The organism is Actinoplanes sp. NPDC051537 (genome assembly GCF_055586105.1).
Genome location: NZ_JBVJIU010000020.1, coordinates 1 through 13820, shown reverse-complemented (window position 1 = coordinate 13820; position 13820 = coordinate 1). Strand labels below are relative to the sequence as shown.

Sequence of the window (13820 nt, the reverse complement as noted above, 5' to 3'; positions counted from 1 at the left end):
TGGAAATATGTGCGTCACAGCACTTGACAAATGGACTTGTGATACGTCACAGAACGACGCACCGCGGGCTGCGACGAGCGACAATATTCATGTGAATCCGCAGCGCATCGTAGTCGTAGGAGCAGGTCACGTCGGGCTGTACGCGGCCCTTCGCCTCTCCAAGAAGCTCAGCCGGCGCCGCGCCGAGGTGGTCGTCATCGACCCTCAGCCGCACATGACGTACCAGCCGTTCCTCCCCGAGGCGGCGGCCGGCAACATCAGCCCGCGGCACGCGGTCGTCCCGCTCCGGCGTGAGCTCTCCCAGTGCCGCATCGTGTCCGGCGAGGTCACGAAGATCGAGCACGCGCGCAAGACGGTCACCATCCAGCCGATCGACGGCCCGTCCACGGAGATGGAGTACGACCACATCATCGTGGCCCCGGGCTCGGTCTCGCGCACCCTGCCGGTTCCCGGCCTGCGCGAGCGCGGCATCGGTTTCAAGACCATCGGTGAGGCCATCTACCTGCGCAACCACATCCTGGACCGGCTCGACGTCGCGGCGGTCACCCCCGACCCGGCGGTGCGCAAGGCATCGCTCTCGTTCGTCTTCGTCGGCGGCGGGTTCGCCGGCATCGAGGCGCTCGCGGAGATGGAGGACGTCGTCCGCGACGCGCTCGGCTACTACCCCGATCTCGACCCCTCCGAGCTGCGGTTCGTGCTGGTCGAGGCCACGAACCGGATCCTGCCCGAGGTCGGAGCGAAGATGGGGGCGTACGCGGCCCGCGCGCTCGCCGCTCGCGGGATCGACCTGCGTCTGGACACCCGCCTCGAGTCCTGCGTCGACGGCGAGATCGTGCTCTCCGACGGCTCGCGCTTCCGGGCCGAAACGCTGGTCTGGACGGCCGGCGTGAAGCCGTCGCCGATGCTCGACCGCACCGACCTGCCGCGCGGCCCGCGCGGGCACGTCACCTGCCTCCCCACGCTCCAGGTGGTCTCCTCCGACGGGGAGGTCCTCGACGGAGCGTGGAGCGCCGGCGACTGCGCCCAGGTGCCCGACCTGACCAACCCCGGGGCGTACTGCTCGCCGAGCGCCCAGCACGCCGTGCGCCAGGCCCGAGTCCTGGCCGACAACATCCGTACGGTCATCCTGGGCGGTTTGCCCAAGGAATACCGCCACAAGTACGTCGGCAGTGTCGCCGGCCTCGGCCTGTACAAGGGCGTGGCCCACGTCTACGGCATCAAGGTCAAGGGCCTGCCCGCGTGGTTCATGCACCGCACGTACCACATGAGCCGAATCCCCTCGTTCAACCGGAAGGTCCGGGTCGTCGCCGACTGGACGCTGGCCTTCGTCCTGCGCCGCGAGACGATCGCCCTCGGCCAGCTGCACGCCCCGCGGTCGGAGTTCACCCACGTGACCCCGCCGGTAGCCCTCCCCGACGACCGCAAGCCAGTCGGCGCGGGGGTCCGCTAGTCCGATTCCACCGCCCGGGCGGCAACCGATACGGTGTTACTCGCCCGCCCGGGTGGTGGAATGGCAGACACGGCCGCCTTAAAAGCGGCTGCCTCGTAGAGGCGTGCGGGTTCGAGACCCGCCCCGGGCACCCTGAAGATCCGCAACGAGATCATCTGCTTCCGGTTGAGGTGCGCTGGGTGACCCACTTCGGTCACGCAACGGATCCCTAACGAGTGCCTCGACAGTGGCGCCCAGTTCGCTTGCGGTCTCTCCCGTGATCGTGACGCGTATGGCGAGCTCATGGTTGAGATCGTCGTAGCGCAGTTCGAGGTGGAATGCGTCGAACAGCCGGCGTCGTCGCTCTTCCGGCAGCTTCCAGACGTCGATGTTCGCTTGGGGGATCGCCTCGAGCAGCGCAGGGTTTGTGGCGGGTAGAGCCTGGCGCCGTTGAGCCAGCTTTGCGAGCCTTGCCGTCTTTTCCTTAATTTCAGCCAGGATTGACCGGAACCGGTCCTGGATGCCGGATCGCCACGCTCGGTCGAAGTCGTCGTCGCCGGTTGGCTCGAACTGTTCGAGTTCGGCAACGAGGTTGTTCTGTCGCTGCTGCAGTGACGTGATCTCTTGAGTAAGCGTTGCCGTGCTGTCGGCCGCTTCTCCGGCGGTCACGGGTTCGTCGGTCGCTCGGGCAAGGAATAGCTCGCGTCCGTCCCCAAAGATCCGCCGCTGGAAGAAGCGGCCGAGCGGTTCCAGGAGCTCGTCTTCGCGGACGACAACGTGCGGCGGGTGGCCTTCGAACCAGGGAAGATGCCGGTGATGACTCGGGTCTGGGGTGCACCGGTAGTAGACATTCGTCCGCACGGTGTGGCCCCACATGCGGCGACCGCAGGACTGATGCTGCAGGTAGCCGCGCAGGGCGTAGGTGCGCTTGGCGATCGCGTTTTGACCGGCGTCGGACCGCGAGCCTTGGCGATATCGGCCGACCGTGCTGGCCGCCTCGAAGATCTCGCGGGTGACCAGCGGCTCGTGGGTGGGCAGGGCGGACCATACCCAGGCGGTGGGCGGATTGACCTTGCCGCGGATACCGCGCTCGGGACGCGGGCGTTTGCGGCGGTTCCAGACCATGTAGCCGGTGTGTTTCGGGTTGTCGAGGACCTCGCGGACGTTGCTGGCCGTCCAGGCGCCGACCCGGTGGCGGCGGCCCTTTCCGATGATCGGGTCCGGTGGCGGATACCGGTCGGGTTCGCGGTTGAGTCGGTCGGCGATGGCCTGGTAGCCGATTCGCTCCAGGGCTCGCATGAGGAAGATCTCGGTCACCACCGGGCCGCGGACGGGATCCGGGACGAGCCGATGTTTGGTCCTGCCCTGCTCGGCCTTGTTCTTGACCGGGTGGCGCACCTTGACGGCGGCGTAGCCGTACGGCGGCTTACCGATGTTGAAGCCCTGGTTGGTGTGCGCCTTGGTGCCGCCCCAGGACAGCTCGAGCATGTTCAGGACGTACCACTCGGCGATGGCTTGCTTGATGCGCCGGGTCAGGGTGGGCGTCGCCCGGCGGAACGGCGCTGCGGTCTCGTTGAGACCGGGAATCGCTGACGGGTCGATGCCCTCGTCGGCGGCCAGCAGGGCAACGCCGGCCTGCTCCAGCTCGTACTCGATCTTGGTGCTGAAGTAGGTGGTCCGCGCGACCCGCTCGATCGATTCGCAGACCACCGCGACGAACCGCCGGTCTGGTCGCTTGGCTTCGGCGAGTAGATCGGCGATGCCGCCGTCGCGGGGGATGGGGATGTCGAACTGCTGGTGTGCGTTACCCGTGCCTCGGCGTTCGACGCTCTTGCGGCCCGATTCCACGTCGTAGAACTTCGCCACGATCACGAACCCGGGCGGCAGCGCGTTACGCGAGTTCTCCAGCTGCCGGGGGAGAGAGAGTGTGGGGTCCTGAGCGTCGTCGGTAGAGGTGCGGCCCATCCACGCGACGGGAACCGCCGACTGCTGGAGAGTCTCGGGCACGTTCTGGTCGGCGACGACACGAAGCCAGTCCAGCAGGCTCGCCTCGCTGCCGTCGTCGATGGGCTGCGACACCTCGGGCGGTTGTGCGGTCATGTTGCCCTCCCTGTTGCGGTGCGGCTGGCACGCCTCCGTCTGGGATTCATCCGTCCGTCTGGTCGGGCGGGTGGTTGGAGAACCATTCCAGGGCGTCCCTGACGGCCGCTCCCTGCCGCTTGGTCAGCTCCTCGGCGGCAGTCCCGTGAACTACGACGAACGTGATCTTCACGCTGAGCGGATGGGCGCCGCGGGGCTGTGCCGCCGCAGCGTAGCTTGACTCATTTGGCTGCTGGCTCGGCTTGTCGGCTCTGTCGCCGGGTGACGGGTTTCTGTCGCGAGTGCTGGGTGTGGTGTCGGGGGTGACAGGACGCCGGTGTTGGTTCTGACGCGCCGGCTCGAGATCGCTGTCGCGACTGTCGTGGGGTGTCACGGCCGCCGGCCCGGATGACCGAAGACGACCGATGCGGGTGTCGGGTGTTTGTCGCGGGGTGTCGGCGTCGTTCGAACTGTCTGACGCCGCGCCATCTGTGGCAGTCATTGGCGGGTTGCCCCCGGTGCCCACTGGCCGTGTTCGCAACTTACAAAGGCGTCCTCGCGCTCCCGTTCGCGGCGTTGGCGCTGTTGTTTCGGGCCAACAGCGACCCAACAGCGAAGGCGGTCGTTGGGCGTCCTTTGCCCCGGGGCACCACCCAACATCTGCCCAGCAGCGGCGTTGATCTGCGCCGTTGGGCCGCAGCTCTTGGCATCTTCCAGCGCGGCAACGCCTTAACCTGCTCAGTTGCCGTCGCGCTTTCGATCGCGACGAAGCCAGCTGTCGGTGGTGCCCTCCGCCCGCGGTGGCGGCCCAACGGCGGCAGCCAAGAGACCGCTGTTGGGCCGGTGTTGGGCGGATCGGCCGAGCGGAGGCCGCGTTGGACACCCGACAGAGGCCCTTCGTGAACAAGCCACGGGCACGCGGCGGGCCCCGTCCGCGTCCCGGAGATTCGGCGGCGTCGGCCTGACTGGGCCTAGTTCGCTTCCGATCCCTTGACGGCGGAAGGAGCCGAGCTCGCACGGCCTCGCGCCAGGCCCCCGTGGTCACCCCGTCTGGTCGCGCCATTCAGCGTCGATCAAGAGATCGGCCTGACATGCGTCTGCGGGTAGGCCAGCAGTCCGGCCAGGGCCCCGCAGTGCCCGGCCGACCCTGGGCCGACCCGCGTCGCCCAACGCTGCAGCTAGGAGCCCTCGGGTCGGCCAGCCGGCAAACCCGACACTTCCCTGTAGGGGGAAGTCTCCGGACGGGGGAGGGAGCGCTTGAGTCGTTCTTGCTCGAACTGGATCGCCACCTGGGGCTCACCGCTTGACAGCTTTTGCGCACCGATGGGCCGACCAGCGAGCCGTCCAGGCCGCCAGATCTTGCACCCAGGGTGCGGCATTGTCTTCGGCTTTCAGCGACCACTTCGCTGCGTTGCTGAACGCGAAGTCGTCCAAGACATCCGCGTCGACCGTGCCCCACACCGGCTGCTGAGACAGCCAGGTCTCGGCCTGTTCCGGAGTGTGGCCGCTGCCGATCAGCCATTGTGCGAGCAAGGCCAGTTCGACCCACGGCGCCGCCTCGGTGGCATACGCCCAGTCAACGATGCGAAGGCCCTGCGCCGTCACGATCAGGTTGGCCGGGTTGAGGTCGGTATGGACGAGCGTGCCGCCCTCCATCGCTGGATGCGCGAACCCAAGCCGAGCCGGCGGCTTGAACAGCGGCAAGTCGGGTGCCGGCGTCGCGGCGAGTTCCTTCAAGGTTGCGCCGAGCAGATCGAGATCGCGGCTGGCTGGTGAAAGGTCGGCGTGGGTTCCTTCCAGGTGCTCGAATCCGACCACGAGCCAGCCGTCGGCCTCGAAGTACCACTCGATCGCAGGCGGGTGGGGCTGGTTGAGGGCCTCACCCACCTGCAGCTCGTAGCGCAGGGACCGGACGCCGAAGTCGGAGAAGGCCGCCTTGACGAACGCCTTTCCGCTCGTCCCCGTGACCGTTCCGGCGATCTCGGCATGATCGCCGTTGGTAGCGGGGACAGCGTGCGATCCGCCGATCCTGGCAGCGATCTCCCGCTTAACGGCTTCGGGCAAAGCGTTCCAGTCACTACGCATCAGTTACTCGGCCCTTCAGACGCCGGGGTTCGGCGGGCAGCAGGACTCCGCCTGCCGTCCCAGAACTCCATGTCGATGGCATAGCCGGTCGCTGCTAGCGCGCTCATCGTGTACTCCTTCGCGGTGCCGTCCTGCATGACCTCGGTCAGGATCGGGCGGTGATACACGAAGCCGGCGGTCGCGTCACAGACGGCAGCGTACGGCTCAGTGTTCTGAAGGCAGACATGCCACACGGCGTCGACCGGGGCGGTCGGGACGACCCGGTAGGACTCGCCGGTCGGCTGCGCTGGGCTGACGGGGGCAAGAGGTCCATGTCATGGAGGTGGCGTTCGGTTTGGAGCCACTTGTCGCATGACCCCTCCGTCTGGCAGGTACGACAGGTATCGGTGCTGCTAGGGGTTGCACGGGTGTTGATGGCGTCTAGCGCTGCCAGGATCACGCCGCTCGCGGACCTTGTCAGGTAAGTCGTCACTGATCACCACCCCTTCCGCTGCCTTGGAGGGCGGGCTCGCCGAACGTTGTGCTGAGGGTTGAGATCCGGCGAGCCCGCCGGTCGCTCGCCGCCGCAGCGTGGGGATAGGTACAGCGGCGAGGTTATGGTTCCAATGATCCGGTGGGTCTGGTTGCTGCTAGCCGTTAAACGCGGACACTGGCGGTGTCCGCATCCGATACCAGTGCGAGCTGAAGCAGGGTGGGTGTTGGTGACCGCTGAAGGCCTGGGAGCTACGCCGACGGCTGCAGATGTGGCTCGAGCCGGCGTCTCGTATGACTGGCTGACCGGCGTCGACCGCCGGTTGTACTGGGTGGAGTCGTCCCCAGAGACGGGCGGTTCCGCGTTGGTCACCTGGTTCGAAGGGTCGGTCTCGGTCCTGCCAGGAGCACGTGTAGGCAGCGGCTTGCACGCCTATGGAGGCATGCCCTACGCGGCCCTCTCCTCCGGCGAGGTCGTCGTGGTGGACGACTCCTCTGGGCAACTTGCCGGCGGGGTCGCTATCCCCGCTAGCGAGCACGTTTACGGAGACCTGATCTGGTCTGGCGGGGAACTTCTCGGCGTACGCGAAGGCGCCGGAAACGATGAGCTGATCGCCGTGTCCGCTAGGCAGCTGCGGGTCCTGGAGAAGACGGACGGGTTCCTTGCCTCGCCGCGAGTGTCCGCGGATCGGCTGGCCTGGGTTCGCTGGGCCGCGGACGTGATGCCCTGGGATTCCAGCGAGATTTGGGTCGCCCGGTACTTCGCTGGTGGGCGACCGATGAACCCCGAGCGGATCGCGGGCGGTGCTGAGGAGTCGGCGTTCCAGCCGCAGTGGGGGCCGGACGGATGGCTGTATTACCTGTCGGATCGCACTGGGTGGTGGAATCTCCACCGGTGGCGGGACGGCCGGACCGAAGCGGTCGCGCCGATGGAGGCCGAGTGCGCCACCGCGCCGTGGGAGTCCGGCTACGCCAACTACACGTTTCTGCCGGACGGCCGCATCGCCATGACCGTGCAACGGGGCCCGATGCAGGAGCTCGTGTTGGTGTCCGCCGGTGGCGTGGTGAGCGTGCCGATGCCGTACACGTCGATCAAGCCGTTCCTGGCGACGGCGGGCGACCGGGTCGCGCTGATTGGCGCCTCGCCGACCCGGATTCAGGAGATCGCGCTGGTCAGCGCGGACGGCTCCGGAGACATCGAGGTGATCCGGCGAGGCCCCGGCCATCGGTTCGGCGATGTCTCGGTGCCCGAACTGGTGACGGTCGGTGCGGTGACGGCATTGGTGTACCCGCCGGCCGGTGCGGCGTGGCCGGCGCCGGTGATCGTGCGGCCGCATGCCGGGCCGACCTATCACAGCGATCTGCGGCTGGACGGTGAGGTGCAGTTCTTCACCAGCCGAGGGTTCGCGGTGGCCAATGTCGATTACCGGGGCAGCACCGGCTACGGCAGGGCGTTCCGCAAAGCCCTCGACGGGGAATGGGGACAGCTCGACGTTGCCGACTGCCGGGCCGTCGCCCAACATTTGATCGACACTGGCCGCGCCGTACCGGAGGCGGTGTTCATCTCCGGGGCCAGCGCGGGCGGCTACACCGCATTGCGCGCTGTCTCCGAGGACGGGCCGTTCGCACTGGCGGTGGCCCGGTCGGCAATCGTGGATACACACCGGTGGATCACGACCGCACCCCGGTTCCAGCGCCCGCACGCTGCGATCTTGGATTCACCCGACGCCGCGGTTCGAGCGGGTCGGGTGCGCTGGCCGGTATTGCTGGTCCACGGCGTACGCGATGAGGTCGCGCCCATCGATGATGTGACCACGCTTGCGGTCGGCCTGCGCGAGCGCGACCTGCTGGTGGGGATGCTGGCGCTGGATGGGGTGGGGCACTACGTGTCTGGGTCCGCACTAGTGACGGCGTTGGAGGCGGAATTCGACGCCTACCGCGGGGTACTCAAGAACGCATCGGTGCCGAGTTGAACAGGACCGGCAATTGGTCTGGGCGTACTCGGTGACCGCCAGGAAGTTGGGGTCTTCGAAACCCCAACTCAGCTTAGCCCCGTCCTTTTCCGCCCCAGTCGTAGTTTGAGGGCGATCGCCGAGGACTCCGCTCCTTCCCCTGTCCGACTGTGGTCGAAGGCGCGTGAAATGGGTGCTGGGAAAGACGAACCTCAACTCACGGGACGCGCCAGCTGCTTACTCATACGGACACCACTGAGCGGACCATGTTGTTCGGTCTCAGTAACGGTGTAGCTTGCCGCCTTGTACAGATCGATAGCTGGGTGTTGGTCAGGACCAGTAAGCAGGATCGCCCGCCGGTAGCCGTACCGGCGAGCGATGTCCTCTAGCCGTTCCAGGATGGCCTTGCCATAGCCGTGTCCTTGAGCATGCGGAGCAACGCGCATGCGAGTGACCTCGCACGTGGCTTGGTCGATCTCATGCAGCGCCCCCATGGCGACGACCTGCCCGTTAACCTCGCCGATGATTAGGGCGGCGCGGCCGGTCAGGTAAGTCGCCTCGATGTTGTCAAGGTCGCCGGCGTAGACGTCCGCGTCGGCGGGTACTCCGGCGGCGGCCAGCCCGTACGCGTTAAGCGCGACCACCTGAGCGTGGTCATCAGTCTGGTACTCGCGGATCACGAAATTGACGGTCATGGTCAAAGGCCTACCGAGCCGGCTCGGCGCTTATGGCAAGGACTTCGTGCAACGTTCGGACCATCGGAGCGCTACGCCGCGCGGTCGGGATGGCGCTGGCAACGGCCTGCGCTCGGTGCCAGACGATTGCAGGTCTATGTACGACGGGCAACTGCTGCAGGACAGTGGCCGCGTAGTCGGCGCCTTGAACTATGTCGCCGTTGTGCACCATGCAAAGGGCGCGGTCAAGATGCACAAGCGTAGGGTCCAAGCGTTCATCTGGTCCAAAAGCGGCGATGGCGTCGTCTTGGGCCTGCCAGGCGGCGCGGCTCTCGCCGAGAGTGGTCAGCGCGTGGGAGCGGTAGAAATGTAGCTGCCCTGCGGTGAACGCGTACGCGGTGTTGTCCTGGATTTCTTCGACTGCGCCATAGAGCGCATCGGCATGATGCAGCGCAGTGTGGGCGGTGTGTGCATCGGTCATGGTCGCAGCGGCTCGAGCCACAATTGCCCAAGCCATCGCAGTGATTGGGGCGCGATGGTGTCGGGTGAGCAGCTCAGCTTCACGGGCTGCCGCCATCGCGGCATGTGGATCGCCCAAGTGCAAGCTGGCCACGGCGCTGCGGGTTGCTACCCAGGCGCGTAGGAGAGGGTCCCCCGCTTCGTCGGCGGCCAGCCGGGCGGTGTGGACCCATTCTCGAGCATGTCGGTACTGGCCCAGGTTGACCATGGTCATGGATACCAGGCCGGCGAGCTGCGCAGTGACTGCGCACAGGTCCCGGCGCTGACCGGCGGGCAGTCGTCGGTCAGTCAAGATCTGCAAGTCATCGAGGTCCGCAAGGATGTTGGCTAGAAAGAGGGTGGCGGGTTGAGTCTTGTAGATGCGGCCGTACTGAGAGGCGACCGCTTCCTTGTAGGCGACGGTGCAGTCAGACAGGGTGGAACCGGACAGCGTCTCGTCAACGCGGCGGCGGATCTGGTCGCCGCGGCTGGTCAAGAGAAATGTGCTTCCACTTGACGCGTCTTGTGACTCTCCGTCCGTCACGACGGGTCCGCGAGCTTCGGCGACTGGCGATCGGTTACCGGGTGCCAATTCGCTGTAGTCGGCGGCGATACCGAGATCGACGGGCCCGGTGCCGTGTACCCGACACAGAGCGTCGAGATAGCCGCTCGACGGTCGTTCCTCGCCGCGCTCCCACCGTGAGACCCGGGAGGGGACCAAACGCTGCCCGAGGCCTGTCACCTTCACCATCTGCTCGATCAGCTGTGCCAACGACCAGCCTCGGGCAAGTCGGTAGGCGCGGAGTCTGCTGTGACCGCAGTGTCCCGCGATCGCTTCGGCTAGCTCACGAAGCGACCACCCCTGTTGCGGGGCCTGCTGCCGCAGCCGGGCAGCGCATCGAGGGGCGTGCGGCTGACCCGTCCTGTCTGAGAGCGTCACCCTGTGAGGAAATCACGTTCATAGCGGGATGCCCATGGCGTGACCGCGCACTATGGCGCGGATAGTGCGCGCACCGCACATGACGCCACCCCGTGTCGAATGGGCGAACCATGTCGCGCACAGTGGCGGGCTCCGTGACTTGCCGGGATTACGCGGTGCGATAACGCTGCGACCCACCGACGCCGCACTACGCGGCTAAGCGGTTCCAGACCCGGGCGGTGCGCCGCATGCCCCGACGCCGGTGCGCCGCCCGGCTCCAACATCAATGCCCGACACATCTCATCCGCCAACGACAAGGCCGCGCCAGATGAGCACCGAGGACCCGACCCGAAACATCGACACCACTGTCGCGCATTCCGCCCGCCGGTACGACTACTGGCTAGGCGGTAAGGACAACTTCGCCGCCGATCGCGAATCTGGCGACGCCATCGAAGCGGTCTATCCGCACATCCGGACCGCCGCTGTGGAGAACCGACGGTTTCTCAGCCGGGCCGTTCAATTCCTCGCCAGCGAGGCGGGCATCCGGCAGTTCCTCGACATCGGCACCGGTCTACCTACAGCTGACAACACTCACGAGATCGCCCAAGCCATCAACCCGGCCGCGCGCGTCGTCTACGTCGACAACGACCCCCTCGTGCTTACCCATGCCCGAGCCCTACTTACCAGCCATCCCGCCGGTCGCACTGCCTACGTCGACGCTGACCTGTGCGACCCGACCAAGATCCTGGCCGACTCGGCGCTCACCGACATCCTCGACCTATGCGAGCCGGTCGGGCTGCTGCTCGTCGCGGTCTTGCACTTCCTGCCGGACAACGAGCAGGCATACGCCGCCGTCAAAGCGCTGGTCGAGGCGTTGCCCTCCGGTAGTTATCTCGCTGCTTCACACGCCACCCTCGACTTCATGGATGCAGACGTCGCGGAAGCCTTCACCACCAGGCACGTTGCCGGCACCGGCGACTTCACCGGGCGCAGCGGCACAGAGTTCCTGCACTTCTTCGATGGGCTGAGCCTCATCTCGCCTGGCGTCGAGGTCGTCAGCCAGTGGCGGCGCGTGCCCGGCGACATGCCGGCCCCAGAACTTGTGTCGGTCTACGGCGGCGTCGCCGTCAAGCCCTGACCACCTACGGCGCTCCAGCCATTGATCCGCGACTCACCTCGACCGCTTTAGCTGCCGTCCGCCCCGGCGTGGCGGTCCTGGCAACTCAGCCACACCTCGGAAGGGTTATTCGGTCATGACCAGTAGGATTCACGCCGGAGCGACGGTCGTCGTGACCGGCGCGGCCGGGTTCATCGGTTCCCATCTGGTGCAGAAGCTGCTCGACCGGCGATGCAGGGTCATCGGACTCGATCGACGAGATCCGCGCTCGGATCCACTGACTCGAGTACGCCTGGACGGGGTCTTGGATCACCCGAGGTTCTCATGGATTCACGCGGACCTCCTGAAAGCGGATTTGCTGGCGCTGCTCGGCGGCGTGGACTGCGTATTTCACCTTGCCGCCGTCCCGGGCGTCCGCTCCTCGTGGACCGCGTTCGAGGACTACGTCGCAGCCAACGTCGTCGCTACAGAGCACCTGCTGCAAGCCTGCCGGCACGCCGGAACCGAGAAGCTTGTCTACGCATCATCATCGAGCGTCTACGGCTCCGCCAGCACACCAAGCGGCGAAAACGATCTCACCCAACCGATCTCGCCTTACGGGGTAACAAAACTCTGCGGCGAGCAACTTTGCTTGGCGTACGCCAAGATGCCCAACAGCGATTTCTCGGCCACCGCGTTGCGGTACTTCACGGTGTACGGGCCGAGCCAGCGACCGGACATGGCGATCGCTCGCCTTCTGACGGCTGCGCTGACCGGGGAGCAGTACACGATCTTCGGCGACGGGACGCAACGGCGGGAGTTCACCTACGTCGACGACGTCGTGGATGCGACCATCGCGGCGGCCGACCTCGACGTCCCGGCGGCGGTGATCAACGTCGGCGGCGGCTCCAGCGTCTCTCTCATCGACGTGATCGTCATGGCGCGCGAGGTCACCGGAAACCCCGTCCCGCTCACCGCTGTCGAACCGCAGGCCGGTGATGTCGCGGCGACGGCCGCCGACCTGACGCTCGCCCGGCTGCTGCTGAAGTACCAGCCGCGCATCGACCTTCGCACGGGGATGGCCCGTCACGCCGAGTGGCTGCGCGGCTTACCCCCGCGGCTGCTACGCGTCTACGCGCCCCCTCCCATCCAGCAGGAGGTACCGGCATGCTCGAACTGACCGCCGCCTCGGCCAACGAGTTGTACGCGGCGGTGTGCCGCGAGGTCCTGGCGACGGGGCAGCGCAGCGCGCCGCGCGGCTTGGCCACCACGGAGGTGCTCGGCGCTCATCTCCAGCTCACCGAGCCACAACGCCGATTCATCGATGTGCCGCCGGCACGGGTGCTGAACCCTGCCTTCGCGGTGGCGGAGGCGCTGTGGATCCTGTCGGGCTCGGACGAGCCGTGGATCTTCACCTATAACCGCTCGCTCGAGCAGTTCGCCGACGGGGGCCGGCTGCAAGGAGCGTACGGGCCGCGGATGCGCTGCTGGAACGGCGAAGTGGATCAACTGGATCACGTCCGGCGGCTGTTAAGCCGGGACCCGGATACCCGCCAGGCGGTCGTCCAGCTCTACGACCCGCAGCGCGACACGCGCGGCCACCGCGACGTGCCGTGCACGCTGAACTATCGGTTCTTCCGCCGCGGTGGGCGGCTCGACATGCACACCACGATGCGCAGCAACGACGTATGGCTGGGCCTGCCGTACGACCTGTTTACCGCCACCATCCTGCAGGAGCTCATGGCGGGATGGCTCGGCGTGCCGATCGGCGCCTACCACCACCACGTCGACTCGCTGCACCTGTACGCCCAGCACGACCAGGCCGCCGCCGAGATCGCCGGGTGCCCTGTCGCACCTTCGCCGGTGATGGCTGCGCTTCGCGCACCCGCGGATGCTCTGACGGAGTTCATGAACGCTGTCGTCACCAAGCATGTGCCTCCGCACGCGGACGCCGCCTGGCACGAGATGGCGGCGGTCATAGACAGCTACCGGCACTGGAGCGCAGGCGACCGGCCGAAGGCGCGTGAGCTGGCCGTCGCCATTACCGGCCCGCTCGGCGCGGCCCTTCGTCACTGGTACGAACGTCTTGTCCACGCCGGCGCCCTCGCCGAGGCAGCGGCCGCAGGTGGGCAATGAGCACCCGCGACGTCGTGCTGGGGCTGTGCTCCTTCACGCACGACTCCGCCGCAGCGCTGCTGGTCGACAACGTCCTGACCGGGTTCGCGGAGGAGGAGCGTCTCGTCGGGATCAAACACGCGGCCGCGTTCCCGGAACGGGCCGTGAACTGGCTGCTCGAATCCGCCGACGTGGACCCGGCGGCGGTCACCGTGGTCGCATACAACTTCGATGGTCGCCGCTACCTGGATGCGCTGGCCGCTCACGACCTGTACGCGCGGATGCCCGCCACCCGAGAACGGGCGCAGCCGCGAGCCGACAGCTTCCGCAAAGTCCACGACCGGTGCCACACCCGGATCGCGGGGGGGGGGGGGGGGGGGGGGGGGGGGGGGGGGGAGGAGGGGGGGGGGGGGGGAGGGGGGGGGGGGGGGGGGGAACGGCGAGGTCAGGGGTTAGCTGGGGGGGTGGGCGGTTGGGGGTCAGAAAGAGGGGGAGAGGGGCG

At 67.2% G+C, this 13820-nt stretch carries 9 protein-coding genes, 1 tRNA gene and 1 pseudogene; 6 read left to right on the top strand and 5 right to left on the bottom strand.

The features are described from left to right. Positions 1-91: 91 nt before the first annotated feature. Positions 92-1450 carry an NAD(P)/FAD-dependent oxidoreductase gene (locus ACZ6TB_RS38535; protein ID WP_465563430.1) on the top strand — a complete coding sequence of 453 codons (1359 nt, stop codon included), beginning with the start codon at positions 92-94 and terminating at the stop codon, positions 1448-1450. 46 nt (positions 1451-1496) lie between these two features. Next, positions 1497-1580: transfer RNA gene (locus tag ACZ6TB_RS38530), tRNA-Leu, on the top strand. Between the two features lie 896 nt (positions 1581-2476). Here the strand turns inward: ACZ6TB_RS38530 and ACZ6TB_RS38525 are convergent. From ACZ6TB_RS38525 to ACZ6TB_RS38515, 3 genes and pseudogenes are all read right to left on the bottom strand, one after another. Then, a pseudogene (locus ACZ6TB_RS38525) lies at positions 2477-2728 on the bottom strand (recombinase family protein); the annotation flags it as partial. Between the two features lie 847 nt (positions 2729-3575). After that, positions 3576-3701 (bottom strand): hypothetical protein, encoded by a 126-nt coding sequence (locus ACZ6TB_RS38520; RefSeq protein ID WP_465563427.1) that lies wholly within the window; start codon positions 3699-3701, stop codon positions 3576-3578. Between the two features lie 1103 nt (positions 3702-4804). Beyond that, a complete protein-coding gene (locus ACZ6TB_RS38515; protein ID WP_465563424.1) occupies positions 4805-5593 on the bottom strand; it encodes a phosphotransferase in 789 nt (262 codons plus the stop codon). Positions 5594-6507: 914 nt separating this feature from the next. Between ACZ6TB_RS38515 and ACZ6TB_RS38510 the strand changes: the two genes are divergently transcribed. Next, positions 6508-8037, top strand: coding sequence for a S9 family peptidase (locus tag ACZ6TB_RS38510; RefSeq protein WP_465563422.1), 1530 nt, complete (start codon positions 6508-6510; stop codon positions 8035-8037). Between the two features lie 191 nt (positions 8038-8228). Here the strand turns inward: ACZ6TB_RS38510 and ACZ6TB_RS38505 are convergent, their stop codons facing one another. Together ACZ6TB_RS38505 and ACZ6TB_RS38500 are read right to left on the bottom strand one after the other, a co-directional pair. Continuing rightward, positions 8229-8711, bottom strand: a complete 483-nt coding sequence (locus tag ACZ6TB_RS38505; protein ID WP_465563420.1) for a GNAT family N-acetyltransferase — start codon at positions 8709-8711, stop codon at positions 8229-8231. A 10-nt stretch (positions 8712-8721) separates the two neighbouring features. Continuing rightward, a complete protein-coding gene (locus ACZ6TB_RS38500; protein ID WP_465563418.1) occupies positions 8722-10128 on the bottom strand; it encodes a helix-turn-helix domain-containing protein in 1407 nt (468 codons plus the stop codon). 307 nt (positions 10129-10435) lie between these two features. Between ACZ6TB_RS38500 and ACZ6TB_RS38495 the strand changes: the two genes are divergently transcribed. The 3 genes from ACZ6TB_RS38495 (at position 10436) to ACZ6TB_RS38485 (ending at position 13339) form a co-directional block, all read left to right on the top strand. Beyond that, positions 10436-11245 (top strand): SAM-dependent methyltransferase, encoded by an 810-nt coding sequence (locus ACZ6TB_RS38495; RefSeq protein WP_465563415.1) that lies wholly within the window; start codon positions 10436-10438, stop codon positions 11243-11245. 115 nt (positions 11246-11360) lie between these two features. After that, positions 11361-12383 carry an NAD-dependent epimerase/dehydratase family protein gene (locus ACZ6TB_RS38490; RefSeq protein ID WP_465563412.1) on the top strand — a complete coding sequence of 341 codons (1023 nt, stop codon included), beginning with the start codon at positions 11361-11363 and terminating at the stop codon, positions 12381-12383. Further along, positions 12371-13339 (top strand): thymidylate synthase, encoded by a 969-nt coding sequence (locus ACZ6TB_RS38485; RefSeq protein ID WP_465563409.1) that lies wholly within the window; start codon positions 12371-12373, stop codon positions 13337-13339. Before ACZ6TB_RS38490 ends, ACZ6TB_RS38485 begins: the two co-directional genes overlap by 13 nt. Positions 13340-13820 lie beyond the last annotated feature (481 nt).

Excerpts from the sequence above, each read along its gene's own strand:
- ACZ6TB_RS38515 (WP_465563424.1), bottom strand. The coding sequence starts at position 5,593 with ATGCGTAGTGACTGGAACGCTTTGCCCGAAGCCGTTAAGCGGGAGATC.
- ACZ6TB_RS38510 (WP_465563422.1), top strand. The coding sequence starts at position 6,508 with ATGCCCTACGCGGCCCTCTCCTCCGGCGAGGTCGTCGTGGTGGACGAC.
- ACZ6TB_RS38505 (WP_465563420.1), bottom strand. The coding sequence starts at position 8,711 with ATGACCGTCAATTTCGTGATCCGCGAGTACCAGACTGATGACCACGCT.
- ACZ6TB_RS38495 (WP_465563415.1), top strand. The coding sequence starts at position 10,436 with ATGAGCACCGAGGACCCGACCCGAAACATCGACACCACTGTCGCGCAT.
- ACZ6TB_RS38490 (WP_465563412.1), top strand. The coding sequence starts at position 11,361 with ATGACCAGTAGGATTCACGCCGGAGCGACGGTCGTCGTGACCGGCGCG.
- ACZ6TB_RS38485 (WP_465563409.1), top strand. The coding sequence starts at position 12,371 with ATGCTCGAACTGACCGCCGCCTCGGCCAACGAGTTGTACGCGGCGGTG.